The 17,132-nt window shown below is 55.2% G+C and carries 16 protein-coding genes; 9 read left to right on the top strand and 7 right to left on the bottom strand.

Annotated features, from left to right (window positions below):
* Positions 1 to 10 precede the first annotated feature (10 nt).
* Complete coding sequence (locus MRBBS_RS12545) at positions 11 to 895, bottom strand: LysR family transcriptional regulator (protein ID WP_014871896.1); 885 nt, start codon at positions 893 to 895, stop codon at positions 11 to 13.
* A gap of 154 nt (positions 896 to 1,049) precedes the next feature.
* On the opposite strand from MRBBS_RS12545, the gene MRBBS_RS12540 reads away from it, so the two are divergent.
* Together MRBBS_RS12540 and arfB are read left to right on the top strand one after the other, a co-directional pair.
* Complete coding sequence (locus MRBBS_RS12540; RefSeq protein WP_014871895.1) at positions 1,050 to 1,916, top strand: cation transporter; 867 nt, start codon at positions 1,050 to 1,052, stop codon at positions 1,914 to 1,916.
* Between the two features lie 28 nt (positions 1,917 to 1,944).
* Positions 1,945 to 2,358 carry an alternative ribosome rescue aminoacyl-tRNA hydrolase ArfB gene (arfB, locus tag MRBBS_RS12535; protein WP_041635283.1) on the top strand — a complete coding sequence of 138 codons (414 nt, stop codon included), beginning with the start codon at positions 1,945 to 1,947 and terminating at the stop codon, positions 2,356 to 2,358.
* Here arfB and MRBBS_RS12530 read toward each other — a convergent pair.
* Complete coding sequence (locus MRBBS_RS12530; RefSeq protein ID WP_014871894.1) at positions 2,355 to 3,440, bottom strand: alpha/beta hydrolase; 1,086 nt, start codon at positions 3,438 to 3,440, stop codon at positions 2,355 to 2,357. The two genes, arfB and MRBBS_RS12530, sit on opposite strands and share 4 nt — an antisense overlap.
* A gap of 159 nt (positions 3,441 to 3,599) precedes the next feature.
* On the opposite strand from MRBBS_RS12530, the gene MRBBS_RS12525 reads away from it, so the two are divergent.
* Positions 3,600 to 4,298 (top strand): SDR family oxidoreductase, encoded by a 699-nt coding sequence (locus MRBBS_RS12525; protein ID WP_014871893.1) that lies wholly within the window; start codon positions 3,600 to 3,602, stop codon positions 4,296 to 4,298.
* A 79-nt stretch (positions 4,299 to 4,377) separates the two neighbouring features.
* Here MRBBS_RS12525 and rluF read toward each other — a convergent pair whose 3' ends face one another.
* Positions 4,378 to 5,331, bottom strand: a complete 954-nt coding sequence (gene rluF, locus MRBBS_RS12520) for a 23S rRNA pseudouridine(2604) synthase RluF (RefSeq protein ID WP_014871892.1) — start codon at positions 5,329 to 5,331, stop codon at positions 4,378 to 4,380.
* A gap of 182 nt (positions 5,332 to 5,513) precedes the next feature.
* Between rluF and MRBBS_RS12515 the strand changes: the two genes are divergently transcribed.
* Positions 5,514 to 6,167: a class I SAM-dependent methyltransferase gene (locus tag MRBBS_RS12515; RefSeq protein ID WP_014871891.1), complete on the top strand. Its 654-nt coding sequence runs from the start codon at positions 5,514 to 5,516 to the stop codon at positions 6,165 to 6,167.
* A gap of 267 nt (positions 6,168 to 6,434) precedes the next feature.
* Here MRBBS_RS12515 and MRBBS_RS12510 read toward each other — a convergent pair whose 3' ends face one another.
* The 3 genes from MRBBS_RS12510 to MRBBS_RS12500 all read right to left on the bottom strand — a co-directional run bounded on the left by MRBBS_RS12510 (position 6,435) and on the right by MRBBS_RS12500 (position 9,179).
* Positions 6,435 to 7,169 (bottom strand): YebC/PmpR family DNA-binding transcriptional regulator, encoded by a 735-nt coding sequence (locus tag MRBBS_RS12510; protein WP_014871890.1) that lies wholly within the window; start codon positions 7,167 to 7,169, stop codon positions 6,435 to 6,437.
* Between the two features lie 201 nt (positions 7,170 to 7,370).
* Positions 7,371 to 8,171, bottom strand: a complete 801-nt coding sequence (locus tag MRBBS_RS12505) for an MBL fold metallo-hydrolase (RefSeq protein WP_014871889.1) — start codon at positions 8,169 to 8,171, stop codon at positions 7,371 to 7,373.
* Positions 8,172 to 8,303: 132 nt separating this feature from the next.
* Positions 8,304 to 9,179, bottom strand: a complete 876-nt coding sequence (locus MRBBS_RS12500; RefSeq protein WP_014871888.1) for an AraC family transcriptional regulator — start codon at positions 9,177 to 9,179, stop codon at positions 8,304 to 8,306.
* 185 nt (positions 9,180 to 9,364) lie between these two features.
* Between MRBBS_RS12500 and MRBBS_RS12495 the strand changes: the two genes are divergently transcribed.
* From MRBBS_RS12495 to mmsB, 5 genes are all read left to right on the top strand, one after another.
* Positions 9,365 to 10,858, top strand: coding sequence for a CoA-acylating methylmalonate-semialdehyde dehydrogenase (locus MRBBS_RS12495; RefSeq protein WP_014871887.1), 1,494 nt, complete (start codon positions 9,365 to 9,367; stop codon positions 10,856 to 10,858).
* A gap of 71 nt (positions 10,859 to 10,929) precedes the next feature.
* Entirely contained in the window at positions 10,930 to 12,096 is a 1,167-nt protein-coding gene (locus MRBBS_RS12490) for an acyl-CoA dehydrogenase family protein (RefSeq protein ID WP_014871886.1), read from the top strand.
* A gap of 34 nt (positions 12,097 to 12,130) precedes the next feature.
* Positions 12,131 to 12,931 (top strand): enoyl-CoA hydratase, encoded by an 801-nt coding sequence (locus tag MRBBS_RS12485; protein ID WP_014871885.1) that lies wholly within the window; start codon positions 12,131 to 12,133, stop codon positions 12,929 to 12,931.
* A gap of 33 nt (positions 12,932 to 12,964) precedes the next feature.
* On the top strand, positions 12,965 to 14,035 hold the full coding sequence (locus tag MRBBS_RS12480; RefSeq protein WP_014871884.1) for an enoyl-CoA hydratase/isomerase family protein: 1,071 nt from the start codon (positions 12,965 to 12,967) through the stop codon (positions 14,033 to 14,035).
* Positions 14,036 to 14,115: 80 nt separating this feature from the next.
* Entirely contained in the window at positions 14,116 to 15,003 is an 888-nt protein-coding gene (gene mmsB / locus MRBBS_RS12475; protein ID WP_014871883.1) for a 3-hydroxyisobutyrate dehydrogenase, read from the top strand.
* Between the two features lie 92 nt (positions 15,004 to 15,095).
* Here mmsB and MRBBS_RS12470 read toward each other — a convergent pair whose 3' ends face one another.
* Entirely contained in the window at positions 15,096 to 16,898 is a 1,803-nt protein-coding gene (locus tag MRBBS_RS12470; RefSeq protein WP_014871882.1) for a flavin-containing monooxygenase, read from the bottom strand.
* Between the last annotated feature and the right edge of the window lie 234 nt (positions 16,899 to 17,132).

Below are 17,132 nucleotides of genomic sequence, written 5' to 3'. Positions count from 1 at the left end.
CTAGACAAGGCTAGCTGGCCACATCGGCCAAATAGGTTTCTAGTTCATTGCCCAGCCAGCCCACCACGGCGCCACCCTGGGCATACTCGGATTCCAGCGCGCTGAACACTTTCCACCATTTTGCACTACGGTGGTGGATGGTGGTCAGCTCGCCGTTGGCCAACGCCTCGCGAATCAGTGGCAGCGGTAAATCCGCCCAGCCTGCGCCGTCAATCACTGAGTCCCGTATCAGTTCGTACTGGGTAAACGCCAGATAGTTGGCTGTTTCCGGGGATTCCGGCTCCAGGCGCATATCGCGTATAGAAGCTAAGGTGATTTCGGTGTGCGTCACCAGGTTGTCTTGAGTTACCCGTTCCAGCTGGCACAACGGGTGGTTGCTTGCGGCCACCGTTAACATGCGCACATCTGCCAACTCGCGCCGCCATTCATAGCCTTCGGTGGTGGGTTCGGGCATCAAGCCGTAACACACATCCACCGATTGGTTCTCCACCAGCGCCGGCAATTCCCGGGGTGAGGCCAGATACACCGCAATACTGGTATGGGGGAATCGTTGTTTCAGGCGCTGCAAAATTCTGCGCCATGCCGACTCGGGCAGGGAATCATCACGGCCGATACGGAGGGCGGTTTCAGCACCGCTGAGGTGGTGCTCGCAACGCGCCATGATTTGGCCTGCTACCTGATCAAAGCGCCGGCAGTCGGTCACGATGGAGTGGCCCACAGCGGTCAATTGAAGTTGGTTACCACTGCGTTCGAACAGCAGCGCACCCAGCTCGTCTTCCAACGCCGCCAATGCTGTGCTGACGGTGGTGCGGCTGCGGCCGAGCTCGCGAGCAGCCGCGGCAACGGTGCCAAAGCGCACAATCGCCAGAAAAATCTGTATTTGCGACGTTTTCACGCTAGAAGTTCCTTAGAAAAGTACCTTAGGAATGCCTAAGAAAGTGCCTTAAATTGCGTATTTACCCGTATTAGCGACGGATAAACCGTCGGCCACCGACTCGCGTCTCAGTGTATCTATCATTAATATCAGTAGCCAGTCACTGGAGGTGTTTATGGCTGCTTTTCTGGCGCGGGAAAACCTGGCGCTGATTTTATCGTCGATGGGTGCTGCCCTGTTTGCGGTTCTGGGGATTACCTGGGGCTTGTGGGTCGATTCTTTGGTTATTCTGTTTGATGGCGCCTACTCGTTGGTGAGTTTGATGTTGTCGCTGTTGTCGCTTTATGCGGCGCGCCTGATGCGCAAGCCGGCCTGCGATGCGTTCCCCTTGGGTCGTGGTGCTTTGGAGCCCTTGGTGATTGCGGTAAAAGGCCTGACGATCGCCTTGGTGTGTGTTATCTCGCTGCTCTCTGCCATTGCCGCTTTGTTCAGCGGTGGTCAGGTGGTTGACACCGGTATGGCTCTGATTTTCTCAGGCGTCAGCGTGATGGGTTGTGCGCTGGTGTGGGTCTATTTGCATTGGGCTACGGGCCGCAGCCAGTCCGGTTTGCTGCTGGCGGAAAAGAAGCAGTGGCTGATGGATATGGGGCTGAGTGGGGCCGTGCTGATTGGTTTTTTAGCAGCCGCTTTGCTAGAAACCGGTGCCTGGGGTCACCTAGCCAAGTACGCCGATCCGACGATGATGGTGCTTATTTCAGGTTACTTTTTGGTCGTTCCGGTGAAAATGACCGCGGCAGCTGTGCGTGAACTACTTTTGTCTGCTCCGTCTGAAGAATTGCAAAGCTGTGTATCTGAGGCCATGTGGGATGTTGGCTTGCATCCGGACTGTGCCAGTACCATCAAAGTTGGCCCATCACTGATGGTAGAAGTGGCTCTGCCTGTTAATTGGTCGGACGATATCAACCGCCTTAGATTCCGGCTGCATCGCAAGCTGGCAAACCTGCCGGTAGAAGCGCGCATATTTGTACATGCTTCGGACTAGTGCCCCATCTGGCGTGGTAAAGTAGGTCATGCTTAAATTATCCAACGCTGTTGAACTTGCGGACTGGGAGATCGAAATCACCCAGATCCGCGCTCAGGGTGCCGGTGGGCAGAATGTCAACAAGGTCTCCTCTGCGGTGCACCTGCGCTTTGATATTTGGAACTCGTCGCTGCCCCTGTTTTATAAAGAACGCCTGATGGCGCTGAACGATCAGCGCATCAGCAAAGACGGTGTACTGGTGCTCAAAGCACAAAGCCATCGTACGCTAGAGCTGAACAAAAACGACGCCATGCAGCGGCTTAAAGCGTTGATCCTGCAAGCGGTAAAACCGCAAAAAGCTCGCCGCGCCACAAAACCCAGCAAATCCGCCAAGCGCAAGCGCACCGACGGTAAAGTGCAAAAGGGCCGTACCAAAGCGTTGCGGGGAAAGGTTCAAGTTTAGCCCGCCCGATCCTGTTCTGCTGCTCCGGTGTGAACTCTCAGAAACTCCGCCATATCGTCAAAAGCTTCGTCTGCTTCTGGCAGCATCGGGCCAAAAATCTGCCATACGTGCACCATTCCCTGCCAGATATGCAGTTCCACCGGTGAGCCTTCTGCTTGCGCCTTGGCGGCGTAGCGCCTTGCGTTATCTATCAGCATTTCGCAGTCACTGGCCTGAATCAGTGTGGGCGGCAGGTCGTGCAACGGCCCGCGCAGTGGCGAAGCCACGGGGCTGGCCGGTCGCATGCGGAAAGTGGCTGTACTGAACCACCACAAAACCGGCAGCGGCACTTTTTGCAGGCCACCAAACATTGGGCCTAGCATGGGGTCTGTGGCTATATTTCTTCGATTGCTGGGCGCGGTCATGGTCATGTCAGTGGACGGCGACAGCGCAATAGCCGCATCGGCTTGGCGCAGCTTCTGGTCGCGCAGCCAGGCAATCAGAGCCAAAGTATGGCTGCCACCGGCCGAATCACCCGCAATCACCATAATTTGAGCCTCCTCCTTGCCCTCCGGGCCGTTGTCCAGCAGCCACTCATAGGCCTTGCGGCAGTCCTCCATGCCGGCTATATAGCGATATTCCGGCATCAGCCGATAGTCCACCGCAAACACCGCAGCCTTGCCAATTTGCGACAGCTGGTCGGTCATGCTGCGATGGCTGCGCGGGCTGCCGGCCATCCAGGCGCCGCCATGAATGTACAGGATACGCCGACGGGTATCGGCGCCGGGAGCTACCACCCACTCACCGCGGGGCTGGTCGGTCGCAGTCACGGTAGACACCATGTGCAGGTCATCGCTGATGCCGTCCATATACTGGCGCATGGCAAGAATTCGCGCACGCCCCCTAACGCCATGCAGCTGTCGCCCCATATTGCGTACGCGCTCGATCACCTCTTTGTTGGCGACGCTAGGCAGTGCGGTGCGCGATTTGAACTCATGACTATCAAACGTCGAATAGTCTTCTGGCCGGAGCAGCACGAACGACACGGTTAAAAAAATCAGCAAAAACAGCCCGATAAAGATCAGTAAATACAGAACCCACATCATAAAAACGCCTCACCAGCCACTTGCAGTTTCGGTTTTAAGCATTGCATAAGCACGCGTTGGTTGCCAGATTCAATACCGCTCGCGGTTGAAACTGTGAGCCGGCGGCCTAAGGTAAGTAATGGTTATCAACATTCATTGACCACAGTGGAACAAATCATGAGCGATCAACCCGTAATGCTGATTACAGGCGCATCTTCAGGTATTGGGGCGGCTACCGCACGGGCAGCGGCCAAACAGGGCTATCGCCTGGTACTGGCGGCTCGTTCGGAAGCTAAACTGCACAAGTTACAACAGGAACTGGGCGGTAAAGAGCAGGTATTAACGGTGCGCTGCGACGTGCAAAGCGACACAGATCAGCGTGAAATGGTGAAAAAGGCGCTGGCCAGTTTTGGTCGCATCGATGCCGTATTCGCCAACGCCGGCCGCGGGGGTGAGCCCGGCGGCTTCAGTGGTGCAGATGCGGAAGTCTGGAAAGACATGATTCTGACCAACATCTACGGCGTTGGCCTGACTGTGCAGCATTGCCTGCCAGCGTTGAGGGAGAGCCGTGGGCATCTGTTATTGACGGGCTCTGCCGCCGGACGGGTAACCATTCCGGGATCTATGTACAGCGCCACCAAGTGGGCAGTGTCGGCCATTGGCTATGGCGCTCGCGAAGAACTGCGGGGCTCCGGTATTCGAGTAACCCTGATCGAGCCGGGCATGGTAGACACACCCTTCTTTGATCAGCAGCCAGACAACGCGCTGCAGCCAGACGACATTGCCAACGCAGTCATGTACGCCGTGGCCCAGCCGGCACATGTAGACGTTAACGAAATACTGGTGCGGCCTACGCCTGCGATTAAAGACGTGTAAACCGGAAATAGTGCCAAAATTAGTGTCGAAAAGAGTGCCGAAAAGAGTGCAGATTAGAGAAAAAAGGTAAAAGCCTGCGCTAGCGTTTAGTGCTGCGCTGGCGCTGCTTCTTCGGCTTGGGTTTTGGCCGCGCCGCCGGCTTTGAGCCGGGGCGGTTATCGGGCCGTCTGCCGGGCTTTTCTGCAGATTTGGCGCCTGGCCTAGGAGGGGGCTTATTGCCGGCGCGTGGCTTGTGGCTGTCGCGCTTGTGTGCTGGAACATTGACCGGCGTCGTCTTACCGGCGGGCTTTTGAGTCGCAGCTGGGGCATCGGATGACGAATCCCGAATGCTGTCCATCAGCACCGCCAGTTCTTTTGATGTTAAATCCCGCCATTGGCCAACGGGCAGATTGCCCAGGCTAATATTCATAATGCGCTGCCGTTCCAGGCGCGTTACGTCAAAGCCAAAATGCTCCGCCATGCGTCGAATCTGCCGGTTCAGGCCTTGTACCAGAACAATGCGGAACACACAGCGCGACTCCTGCGACACCCGGCATCTTTTTGTAACCGTACCCAGAATTGGCACCCCGCCGGCCATACCGTCAATAAAGGTCTTGGTGATGGGCTTATCAACGGTGACCAAATACTCTTTCTCGTGATTATTACCCGCCCGCAGGATCTTGTTGACCAGATCGCCGTTGCTGGTCATAAAAATCAGTCCCTGAGAATCCTTGTCTAGCCGGCCGATAGGGAAAATTCTCACCGTGTGCCCGACAAAGCGCTGAATATTGTCGCGTTCGGCGCTGTCGGTGGTGCTGACAATGCCCACCGGCTTGTTCAGAGCGATGAATACCTGATCTTCCTCAGCACGGGGCTCAATGATTTGGCCGTTGACCATCACCGTATCCGTCGGCAATACCTGATCGCCAACGCTGGCACGCTTGCCGTTGATTCGCACACTACCCTGCTCGATGTATCGGTCGGCCTCGCGCCGCGAACAAATGCCGCTCTCGCTGATGTATTTGTTCAGGCGTGTGGAAGAAGACTGGGTCATGCAGGGCACCGGCTGGGTGTGGGTTCAATTAAGCGGTGCATCATAACAGGCGAGCGCTCCGGTCGCAGCCGACACTCGGTAAGGGTTTAATCGCCAGAGTGTTAACCAGAGCGCTGGACGTGAATACCCGCCTCTGCCATTGTTGCTCGATAACGCCCGCTTAACTCACCTAGAACCCCCCGATGCCCTCAACGCTTTCAATAATTTGCCCTGTCTGCGAGCAGGCCGAGTTACAGCACTTCCAGACCCTCAAAAACCAGCACTATTTGCGCTGTTCGGAATGCCAATGCACCGTGATGGCTCCTGACAGTCGTTTAAGCGCCGAGCAGGAAAAAACCATCTACCAATACCACGACAACAACCCGGGCGATCCCGGTTATCGTCGTTTCCTGTCTAAGGCAGCAGATCCCTTATTGGCCCGACTTCCCCGCGGAGCTCACGGCCTGGATTTTGGCTGCGGCCCAGGCCCGGTGCTGGCTGGTATGCTGGAGGAAGCGGGTATGACCATGGCGCTTTACGATCCGTTTTTCCATCCGCAGCCTGACGTTCTACAGCAACAATACGACTTCATCACCTGCACGGAAGTGCTAGAACATTTGCACCAGCCTGCGGCGGTCTTACGCCAGCTGGATAGCCTACTAAAGCCTGGCGGCTTGCTGGCCGTGATGACCTGCTTTCAGACGGATGACACCCGCTTTGCAAGCTGGCATTACCGGCGCGATCCCACTCATGTGGTGTTTTACAAAGAAGAAACCCTGGTGTTAATCGCTGAGCGGTATAAATGGGCGCTGGAAATACCGAGAAAGGATGTGGCTATTTTTACCAAAGCAGAGTGAGGGTGCACCGGAGTGCCACCCAGGACGTGATCCAACAACTGGAGTCCATAGCACTCGCCCGGCACCGGCACTTTTGCGGTTACCGCCGCGGCCAGCCATTGTGCGGTATGCCCGCTCCAGCACCGAAGATAATCCACCAACAAACCAGTATTCGAAATCGCCACAGCGTTCGCGAATCTGTGGGTAGGTTGCGCCGGTTTTTACGATGGTAACGCGCGGCTTGCGAGTGTTAGCGAGCGGAGTCGTCATCGCCGAAAAGATCCCTGCTCAGGATGTTTGTTCCTGCGGCAGTTCCGCGTTGTGGAACACGGTCTGAACATCGTCCAGCTCATTCAGCATATCCAGAAATTTCTCAAACATCGGAATGTCGTCGCCGCTCACCTCTGTGGTGGTTTTTGCCAGAAACTGAATGTCGTCAGCGTCGAAATCAATGCCTTCGAACGCGTCTATTAGCGCTTGGCGGGCCTTGGCGTATTCGGTGTGGGGCGCGAACACAGTGATCAGTTCGTTTTCCGTTTCGATGTCGGTTACGTCTACATCCGCATCCATCAACGCTTCCAGAACAGCGTCTTCATCTTGCCCCTTGAAGGCAAAGATCGCGCAGTGGTCGAACATGTGGGCAACGGTGCCCGGCGTGCCGATTTTGGCTTTGGTTTTGGTAAACGCCAGGCGCACATCACCAAAGGTGCGGTTGGGGTTGTCGGTCAAGCAGTCCACAATGACCATGCAATTACCCGGGCCGTAGCCTTCATAGCGCGCTGGTGAGTAATCTTCACCGGTACCGCCGTGGGCTTTGTCGATGGCTTTTTCAATAACGTGGCTGGGAACCTGGTCTTTTTTGGCGCGATCGATCAGCGCGCGCAGAGACAGGTTACCGTCTGGGTCGGTGCCGCCGGATTTCGCGGACATATAGATTTCACGACCGTACTTGCTGTAAACCTTGGTCTTGGCGTCGGCCGTCTTGGCCATGGATTGTTTGCGGTTCTGATAGGCTCTGCCCATGTGCGCTGCCTCTTTGATTGCAGGGTGGAACTCTTTTTAAGCTCGGTTGAAACTCTTTTTAAGCTTTGTTGAAAACTCTTTTGAGCCCCGTTGAAACTGTTTTTAGGGCCCGTTGAAAATCTTTTTGGACCCCGTTGAAAAATTTTTTAAGAGCGCAGGATTTTACTGGACAACGCAGGGATCGAACAGTGTTTATTCCTTTTAGACGTAATCTACCGGTGGACGGTAGCTATCCTGAGTCACAAGGTCGATACCGCACTCTACCGAGCTGACCCAGTTCAGAAAGCGTTCCACCATTTCCGGGCCTTCAAAACGCTTGCCATGCTGGGGCACAATGGCCTGTACATCCATTTCCCGAATCATATTGGCCCAGAGGCGGCATACCTTCTGCGAGGCAATATAACGGCGATGAAAGTCCATCATGTAAGGAATGTGCTTGTCGAAATCGGTTACCGGGAGGTGTTCATCGGGGCCGCCCATAGACGCGCCTAAATCCCCAGAAAACAAAATTTTCGCGATCGGATCGTAAAACTGAATGTTACCCACCGAGTGCATGAAGTGGGCGGGTAAACATTGAACGTAAGTGTCTCCAAAGCGAACATTCGCTCCGGCATCCGGTATCGCCATAATGCGATCATAAACGTTGCCGCCCACCAGTTTAGCCACATGCTCAGACACCAGATGAGGAAGGAAGCGAGCCCATAGTTTGGATGTCACCACTTTGGCGCGGGTGTGCACCAGCCAACGGTCAATAGCGCCAATAATGTCCGGGTCCTGGTGTGATGCGAATACGTAATCCAATTCGCGAATATTCATGAAACGCGACGCAGCCAAGGCCAGCGGCGTATAGGTAAGATCACCACCTGGGTCAATCAGGGCTTCGTGTTGGCCATCTACCAGCAGAAACTGGTTTGATTGAACGCCCTCACCAATAACCAGCGAATCAAACATCAAGCATTTGTGGTGCCCGTTATCGAACAGCGTAATGGGTTCTGTGGCCATGTTATTCTCCTAAAAAATGCTCATTAAATACTCCCTTGGAGCTTACGGAATCAATCAAAACAGAGCGTTGCCTCAGATCAATTTCGCAAAAGTCGTTTGCTAATATTTTGCAAACGTATCTTAAGCCGCGATTCAGTGCCGTGCGGTGTGTCTGTAATCCCGCGGTGACTTCCCCATGATTTTTTTGAACAGTCGTGAAAAGTAGTAGGCGTCATCGTAGCCCAACTGGCGGCTTATAGCCGCGAACGGCAACGTTGTGCTATCCAGCAACTGGCAAGAGCGCTCCACTTTTAAACGCAAAAAGTGCTGGATGGGTGAAATGCCCGTGCGTTCGCGATAGCGGGTAGCGAAATGCGCTGGCGACAAACCAGCCAATTCCGCCAGCTGCTCCAGTGTTAGCCTTTGTTCCAGGTTTTCCCGCATGTAACTGTTCAATACTTCCAGGTCTGGACCGGCGTCGTGTTCGCTGTGTTCCGCAATCATGGGTATTGCCGCCAGCAGTTGACGCAGGCGATTGGCTACGTGAATTAATCCGCTGGTGCGAAAGCCGGTTTGCCGCACCGACAGCAACCCGTTGAAATCCACCAATAGCCTTGGCTGGCGGCCGATATAAAGCACCGGAGTTTGCTGGTCAAATCCCATGTGGCCGGTAAAAGCATCGGCTAACGGGCCGGTGTAATGTACCCAGTGAATCGTCCAGGGGTTGGCCGGATCAGCGGTATAACGGTGGCTAGCGCCGGCAGGCAGCAACACCAGGTCTCCCGCGCTAACGGTAAAAGCTTCGCCACTCACATTAAGAAAAGCCTGGCCATCGCTGCAATAGATCAGCAAATGATGCGCAGGTTGCTCCCGGTGCATGTGGTGCCCGCTCGCCCGCCGATAGTGGCCGAAAGCGATGGGATAGAGCTCGCGAGTAAGCGGGTGCGAGCTCAGAAGTTGAACACTGGGTTCGGGTAGCAAGTAGCGCACGCTGTCGGGCGGCGCCGGCCATTGCGACGTTAGGGCCATATGGAATTCCCGCTTTTCGTGATCGAAAGATAGTCCATTATTGGCGAAACTTAGTCAATCACACGGTCCCAATTACCGTGCTAGTCTGAACGACAAGCTTGAGCTAATCCGCACGATAATCCGGCATCGCTCAACATTTGCACAACAACAAAACTCTCGATATACACAACACGCAGGATCCGCCCATGAAAAATGTTCCTCTGTACCTTGCAGGTGAATTTGTTCAAAGCCAGACCGACAGCTGGATTGACGTGACAAATCCCGCCACCAATGAAGTCATCGCCAGGGCTCCGAATACCACGCCTGCAGAGATGCGCAAGGCCATCGATTTTGCGGCTGAAACCTTCAAAACCTGGAAAGAAGTGCCAGTGTCAGAGCGGGCAAGGGTGATGCTGCGTTATCAGGCGTTGTTGAAGGAACACCACGATGAAATTGCCGAGATCCTGGCCCAGGAAACCGGTAAAACGTTTGACGATGCAAAGGGTGATCTATGGCGCGGTATCGAAGTGGTTGAGCACGCCGCCAACGTAGCGTCGATGATGATGGGCGAAACCGTTGAAAACGTGGCCCGCGAAGTCGACACTCATTCCTGGATTCAGCCCTTGGGCGTATGCACGGGTATTACGCCGTTCAACTTCCCCGCAATGATTCCCCTGTGGATGTTTCCTTTAGCCATTGCCTGCGGTAACACCTTTATTCTGAAGCCGTCGGAACAGGATCCCCTGACACCGACACGTCTTGCTGAGTTGTTCGAACAGGCCGGCGCGCCCAAGGGCGTTTTGCAGGTTGTTCACGGTGGTAAAGAGCAGGTAGATACCCTGCTGAACGACCCTGCCGTTAAAGCGATTTCTTTTGTTGGTTCTGTGCCAGTTGGGCGCTACATCTATGAAACCGGCACCCGCAACATGAAGCGTGTGCAGTCTTTCGCAGGCGCTAAAAACCACATGGTTATCATGCCGGATGCCGACAAGCAGCAGGTGCTCAACGCTCTAGTAGGCGCCTCTGTGGGCGCGGCAGGGCAGCGTTGCATGGCCATCTCGGTTGCGGTATTCGTAGGCGAAGCGCGACAGTGGATCCCGCAGTTAAAAGAAGCTATGGCCAAAGTGCGCCCCGGTGCCTGGAACGATTCCGGCGCCAGCTATGGCCCGGTTATAAGCCCGAAAGCCAAAGAGCGTGTCGAGGCGCTGATCGCAACGGGTGAAGCCCAGGGTGCCCAGCTGCTGCTGGACGGCCGCAATTGCACCGTGGACGGTTTGCCGAATGGCAACTGGGTAGGCCCTACACTGTTCGCCGGTGTGACCAGCGAAATGGACATTTACAACGAAGAAATTTTCGGCCCGGTGTTGTGCTGTTCCGAAGTAGATTCCCTGGGCGAAGCCATCGAGTTCATTAACCGAAGCCCGTATGGCAATGGTACATCTATCTTTACCGGCTCAGGTGGCGCAGCCCGTCGCTTCCAGCACGAAATTGAAGTAGGTCAGGTGGGTGTGAACATCCCCATTCCGGTGCCCCTGCCGTTCTTCTCGTTCACCGGCTGGAAAGGTTCTTTCTACGGTGATCAGCATGCTTACGGCAAGCAGGCCGTGCGTTTCTACACCGAAACCAAAACCGTCACCTCACGCTGGTTCAGCTCAGAAGCCACCAGCACCGAAGCCAACTTCTCTATTCAGTTGCGTTGATTCGCAGTGTCCCGTCTATCTGACGCACAAGTTTGCTGGTCAGGCAGGCGGGATACGAGCAGGAGCCAGCTATGAACTTTGACCTGACCGAAGACCAGCAGGCGTTTCGCGAGGCAGCGCGGGCATTCGCGCAGAAATCCATGGCGCCTTTTGCTGCGCACTGGGACGAAGAAAGCATTTTTCCAAAAGATGTGCTTCGAGAAGCCGGCGAAATGGGCTTTTGCGGGCTCTACACGCCGGAAGCCTTTGGTGGCATGGGGCTTTCGCGCCAAGACACCGCGGTGATTGTAGAGGAGCTGGCGGCTGCCTGCCCCTCTACTGCAGCCTTTATAACCATTCACAACATGGCAACCTGGATGCTGGCCAGTTTTGGCACAGATGAGGTCAAACAGAATGTCGTGCCTACCTTGGCCAGCGGTGAGAAATTGGCGTCTTATTGCTTGACCGAGCCCGGCGCAGGGTCCGATGCAGCAAGCCTGCGTACCAAAGCAGAACGGGATGGTGATGATTATGTCATCAACGGCAGCAAGGTTTTTATTTCCGGTGCTGGGGCAACCGATGTGCTGATTTTAATGGCTCGTACTGGTGGCCCGGACAGCGGTGCCAAAGGCATTTCTGCGTTTTTGATTCCGGCGGATGCCGACGGCGTGTCCTATGGCAAGAATGAAAAGAAAATGGGCTGGCACAGCCAACCGACCCGCTCGGTCACACTGGAAAATGTTCGGGTGCCAGTGGCCAACCGCTTAGGCGCCGAAGGCGAAGGTTTTGCCATCGCTATGAAGGGCCTCGACGGTGGCCGCTTGAATATTGCCACCTGTTCCCTCGGCGGTGCCCAAGCGGCGTTGCTGCGTGCTCGTGACTACATGCACGCCCGCGCCCAGTTTGGCAAACCGCTGGCGGCGTTTCAGGCTTTGCAGTTTAAACTGGCGGATATGGCCACCAATCTGGTTGCAGCGCGGCAAATGGTGCGCCTGGGCGCGTTCAAATTAGACAACGGCGACCCTGAAGCCACACTGCACTGCGCCATGGCCAAACGCTTTGCCACCGACGTGTGTTTCGACGTGGTCAACGACGCCCTGCAACTCCACGGTGGCTACGGCTATATTCGGGAATACCCCCTTGAGCGATACCTGCGGGACTTGCGGGTGCACCAGATCTTGGAAGGCACCAACGAAGTCATGCGCCTGATTGTGGCCCGCCGCATTCTGGAGCAGGGCGTCGCGGAAGCGATTCAGTAGCGGAATTCATTCAACATCATATTGCGGAGATCTTATGAGCGACACACTCGATTTTAAGAGCGATAAGCTGCAACTGGAAAAACGCGGCCACATTGCCGTGCTGACGATCAGCAACCCACCGGCGAATACCTGGACCCGCGACTCGTTAAGCAAATTACAACACACGATCGCTGAATTGAACGCTGACAAAGACATTTTTGCGTTGGTGGTTACCGGCCAAGGCGAGAAATTCTTCTCTGCCGGAGCGGATCTGAATGCCTTTGCCGACGGCGACATTGCTCGCGCCACAGACATGTCCCGGGCTTTTGGCTCGGCGTTTGACGCGCTAACCCACTTCCGCGGCGTGTCCATTGCGGCCATTAACGGTTACGCCATGGGCGGCGGCCTGGAATGCGCGTTGGCCTGTGATATCCGTATTGCTGAAGAGCACGCGCAATTGGCTCTACCAGAAGCATCAGTTGGCCTGTTGCCCTGCGCTGGCGGCACTCAAAACTTGCCATGGCTGGTGGGCGAAGGTTGGGCCAAGCGCATGATTCTGTGTGGTGAGCGCCTGAAAGCCGACAAGGCTCTGAGCATTGGTCTGGTGGAAGAAGTGGTCCCCACCGGCCAAAGTTTGGCGAAAGCTTTGGAGCTGGCAGAAGGCGCTTGCAAGCAAAGCCCGTCGTCCATTGCTCGCTGTAAGAATCTGATCATGAACGTGCGCGACGGTCATAACCATGAGGACGGCTGGCGCTTGGAGCGGGAACTGTTCATCGAGCTGTTTTCTACTGAAGACCAGAAAGAAGGCGTCAATGCGTTTTTAGGCAAGCGAAAGCCGCAGTGGAAAAACCGCTAACGCCAATCCGACACATGGGCCAAAGGATTCACCATGAGTGATCAACCGATTGTATTTGAGCAGTGGCAAACCGCAGGCGACGCCGCCATCGGAGTCGCACGCCTGAACGCGCCGCGCTCGCTGAACTCTTTGTCACTGGAAATGATTCGCCTGCTGACTCCACAGCTGAAAGCCTGGGCTGAAGATGAACGGATATGCGCTGTGTGGCTGGAAGCCGAAGGCGACAAGGCGTTTTGTGCCGGCGGCGATATCGTTGCTCTGTATCGCAGTATGACGGAGGCCGGAAGCGCTGATATCGGCAAGGCGTTCTTCACCGAAGAATACGAACTGGACTACTTGATTCACAGCTACCCCAAACCGGTTGTGTGCTGGGGCCATGGCATTGTGATGGGCGGCGGCATGGGCATTATGCAGGGCGCTTCCTATCGGGTAGTGACCGAAAGCTCAAAACTGGCGATGCCTGAAACCACCATCGGGCTTTACCCGGATGTGGGCGGTGGCTGGTTTCTCAATCGCTGCCCCGGCCGAACCGGTCTGTTTTTGGGCCTCACGGGCGCCCGTATGAACGGCGCCGATGCGCTGTTCACCGGCATGGCTGATCGTTTTATAAAGCACGATTTGAAAGCTCAGGTGGTTGCCGAACTGACTCGAGCCGACTGGCAAAGCCGCCATGGCCATGAGGTCGTAGGCTCGGTATTGCGTCAGTTTGAGCAACAGAGCGCCGATGCCCAGCCTGCTTCACCCGTTCGCGATCACTTTGATGAAATCAACCGCGCCACCGATGCCGACACCCTGGCGCAGACCATTGCCCAGTTGAAGGAATTGGCGTCGGGCGATGGCTGGCTGGCCAAAGCCGTGAAGCCGCTCGCGGCAGCGTCGCCGGTGGCTCTTGCGTTGGTGTGGGAACACATGCATCGCTGCCGCCTGGATGGCTTGAAGCAGGTGTTTGACAAAGAATTGCTGCTGTCCACCAACTGCCTGAGCAAAGGTGAGTTTGCCGAGGGCGTGCGGGCTTTGCTGATCGACAAAGACCAGCAACCAAGATGGCGTTACGCCACCCTGGCGGACATCGATAACGAATGGATTAACGACTTTTTTGTTTGAGCCTGTTAGAGCCTCTATGAGCATGGCACTTAACAGCATTTAACAAAAGAAGCCGCACTAAAACAAAAGAGGGGAATACGATGGCAATTATTTCATTTATTGGCCTTGGTAATATGGGCGGCCCTATGGCCAGCAATCTGCTGAAAGCCGGCCACCAGGTCACCGTGTTTGATTTGTCGGCAGACGCCGTCAGCGCGCTGAAAGCCGAAGGTGCAGGCAGCGCCGACACCGCTCATGAAGCCGTTAAAGGCGCTGAGTGCGTGATTACTATGCTTCCTGCTGGCCAGCACGTAGAAGCGGTTTATCTGGGCGCTGAAGGTTTACTGGCAGTTCTGCCGGAAGGCACCCTGGTAATTGATTCCTCGACCATTGCTCCGGAAACCGCCAAAAAAGTAGCGGCGCAAGCCTCAGAGCACAAAATCCGATTTCTGGATGCACCGGTGTCCGGTGGCGTGGGTGGTGCAAAGGCCGGCACGTTAACGTTCATCTGCGGTGGCTCCGAGGCCGATTACGCGGCTGCCCAGCCCATTCTGCAGGACATGGGCAAGAACATTTTTCGCGCTGGTGAACACGGTTCGGGGCAGGTGGCCAAAATCTGCAACAACATGCTGCTGGCCATCTTGATGGCGGGCACCAGCGAAGCATTGGCTTTGGGTGTGAAGAACGGGCTGGACCCAGCCGTACTGTCGGAAATCATGAAGCAAAGCTCTGGCGGTAACTGGGCGTTGAACGTGTATAACCCCTGGCCGGGAGTGATGGAAGCGGCGCCGGCATCACGCAACTACGAAGGCGGCTTTTTGGTAAAACTGATGACCAAAGATTTGGGCCTGGCATTCGACAATGCAGTGAAAAACGAGGCGTCGATTCCCATGGGCTCACTGGCTCGTAACCTTTTCTCGCTTCACGCGGGGCAGGGAAATGCAGATCTGGATTTTTCCAGTATTCAGCGGCTTTACAGTCCAAAGTAAGCCAGCAGAGTTTAACGGTAAAAGGTATCCGCTAGAGAGCGACCGGCAGGAAATAACAAGGGCTGACCGTTACGGCCAGCCCTTGTGGCTAATCAAGACAAATGATGTACCGATTCCTGTCCATACACCGGCGTATCAATGCCTTCTTTGCGCGCTTTTAACTGCAGCGCCAGATACAGCGAATAGTGCCGGGACTGGTGCAGGTTGCCGCCGTGGAACCACAGGGCTTCCTGTTGCGTGGGTTTCCACATGTTTCTCAGTTCACCTTCCCACGGGCCTGGGTCTTTGGTGGTGTCCGATCCCATTCCCCAACATTTCCCCACCTTGTCAGCAACTTCTTCAGAAATAATGCGTGCCGCCCAGCCGTTCATAGAGCCATAACCGGTGGCGTAAACAATCAGGTCAGCAGGCAGCTCCGTGCCGTCTGTCAGGGTTACAGAGCGTGGGTTGATGTGTTCGATACCGACGCCACTTTTCAGTTTTATCTCGCCGTCTGCGACCAACTCTGACGCACCCACATCAATGTAGTAACCCGATCCCCGGCGAAGATATTTCATGAACAGGCCGGAACCGTCGTCACCGAAGTCCAGCATAAATCCGGCTTTTTTCAGCCGTCCGTAGAAATCTGCGTCCTTTTCGGCCACCTGTTTGTAAACTGGAATATGGAAATCGGGCATGATTCGGAAAGGTACAGACGCAAAGGTAAGGTCAGCTTTTTCCGTCGTCATGCCATCGGCAATCGCCTGTTCCGAATAGAGCCCGCCAAGAACGTCATCCATCAAGGTGTCCGACTTGATGATGTGAGTCGATGAGCGCTGGATCATTGTCACGTCGGCGCTGTTTTCCCAAAGCGCTGCACAGATGTCGTGAGCGGAATTGTTGGCGCCAAGAATCACGCACTTCTTACCTTTGAAGGCTTCGCCGCCGGGGTGCCGGCTGGAGTGATGTTGCTCGCCTTCAAACGTGTCCATACCGGGAATGTCGGGAACATTCGGGATGCCGGACATGCCGGTGGCCAGCACCAGCTGCTGCGGGCGCAGGGTCACCTTTTCGCCATCACGAACCACGTCTACTACCCACTCTTTGCTGGCTTCGTCATAGCTGGCGGCGGTGCATTCGGTAGAACTCCAATAGTTGAGCTCCATGATTTTTGTGTACATTTCCAGCCAATCACCAATTTTGTCTTTTGGTGCGAAAACGGGCCAGTGATCGGGAAACGGTAAATAAGGCAGGTGGTCGTACCATATCGGGTCGTGCAGACACAGCGACTTATAACGGTTGCGCCAGGAGTCACCGGCTTTGGCGCTGCGTTCTACAACAATAGTGGGCACGTCCAGTTGCTTCAACCGGGCAGCCAGGGCAATACCACCCTGGCCGCCGCCGATAATGACGCAGTAAGGCTGGCGGCTATAACCTAATTCCTGCTGCTCGTCTTGCAGGGTTTCGAGCCAGGATTTACGGGATTTGCTGGCGCCGTGCTCTGCGCCCTTGGCGCGGTTGAATTTGCGCTTCTCAGGAAATCCCTTCAGTTCCTGCATGGTTGTCAGCAGTGTCCATGCATGGCCGTTGCGTAGGCGCAGATGGCCCTTGCCAATGGCATCAACGGTTTCGAAGGTGACCCAGGCGTCGATCACGCCATCCTGTTCGGTCGCCTCTTCGGAAACCTGCCAGTTTGCGGGCTGGGTTCGCTTGGCCGTGGCGCTGAGCATGTCGCGAATTGCTCCGCGCCCTTCCATTGTTTTAATGTTCCAAGTCATGGTGACCAGGTCGCGCCAGAAGCCACCGTCTTCGAACAGATCGGCTGCTTGCGCGGGGTTATCCGAATTCAGGGTTTCCTCAAAGCTGTCAAGCCATTGCTGGGCTTGTTGGGTCGCTGTCACTTTATTTTCAGTCATCTTGGTCTCCGTCATCCTAGCTTTCCGGTGTTAGATTTTTTTTGTTACCGGGGTGCATGGCACCCACTGCAGGAATTTACTCCTTCATGACAATTGTCAGGATGCAGCAGGCATGCCAGTTTTTTTACAGAAAACTTTGTGAAATATAAATTATTGAAAATCAAAAAATAAATGGGTTTTAACTGTGCGGGAGTTGGGGGGTGTAAGCGGATTAGAGAAGGTTTTGGTGTTACA

This window comes from Marinobacter sp. BSs20148 (assembly GCF_000283275.1).
GTDB lineage: Bacteria > Pseudomonadota > Gammaproteobacteria > Pseudomonadales > Oleiphilaceae > Marinobacter > Marinobacter psychrophilus.
Note: the sequence above shows the minus strand (reverse complement) of the source record. Positions and strands in the feature narration are given on the sequence as shown.

Excerpts from the sequence above, each read along its gene's own strand:
- MRBBS_RS12540 (WP_014871895.1), top strand. The coding sequence starts at position 1,050 with ATGGCTGCTTTTCTGGCGCGGGAAAACCTGGCGCTGATTTTATCGTCG.
- arfB (WP_041635283.1), top strand. The coding sequence starts at position 1,945 with ATGCTTAAATTATCCAACGCTGTTGAACTTGCGGACTGGGAGATCGAA.
- MRBBS_RS12530 (WP_014871894.1), bottom strand. The coding sequence starts at position 3,440 with ATGTGGGTTCTGTATTTACTGATCTTTATCGGGCTGTTTTTGCTGATT.
- MRBBS_RS12525 (WP_014871893.1), top strand. The coding sequence starts at position 3,600 with ATGAGCGATCAACCCGTAATGCTGATTACAGGCGCATCTTCAGGTATT.
- rluF (WP_014871892.1), bottom strand. The coding sequence starts at position 5,331 with ATGACCCAGTCTTCTTCCACACGCCTGAACAAATACATCAGCGAGAGC.
- MRBBS_RS12515 (WP_014871891.1), top strand. The coding sequence starts at position 5,514 with ATGCCCTCAACGCTTTCAATAATTTGCCCTGTCTGCGAGCAGGCCGAG.
- MRBBS_RS12510 (WP_014871890.1), bottom strand. The coding sequence starts at position 7,169 with ATGGGCAGAGCCTATCAGAACCGCAAACAATCCATGGCCAAGACGGCC.
- MRBBS_RS12505 (WP_014871889.1), bottom strand. The coding sequence starts at position 8,171 with ATGGCCACAGAACCCATTACGCTGTTCGATAACGGGCACCACAAATGC.
- MRBBS_RS12500 (WP_014871888.1), bottom strand. The coding sequence starts at position 9,179 with ATGGCCCTAACGTCGCAATGGCCGGCGCCGCCCGACAGCGTGCGCTAC.
- MRBBS_RS12495 (WP_014871887.1), top strand. The coding sequence starts at position 9,365 with ATGAAAAATGTTCCTCTGTACCTTGCAGGTGAATTTGTTCAAAGCCAG.
- MRBBS_RS12490 (WP_014871886.1), top strand. The coding sequence starts at position 10,930 with ATGAACTTTGACCTGACCGAAGACCAGCAGGCGTTTCGCGAGGCAGCG.
- MRBBS_RS12485 (WP_014871885.1), top strand. The coding sequence starts at position 12,131 with ATGAGCGACACACTCGATTTTAAGAGCGATAAGCTGCAACTGGAAAAA.
- MRBBS_RS12480 (WP_014871884.1), top strand. The coding sequence starts at position 12,965 with ATGAGTGATCAACCGATTGTATTTGAGCAGTGGCAAACCGCAGGCGAC.
- mmsB (WP_014871883.1), top strand. The coding sequence starts at position 14,116 with ATGGCAATTATTTCATTTATTGGCCTTGGTAATATGGGCGGCCCTATG.
- MRBBS_RS12470 (WP_014871882.1), bottom strand. The coding sequence starts at position 16,898 with ATGACTGAAAATAAAGTGACAGCGACCCAACAAGCCCAGCAATGGCTT.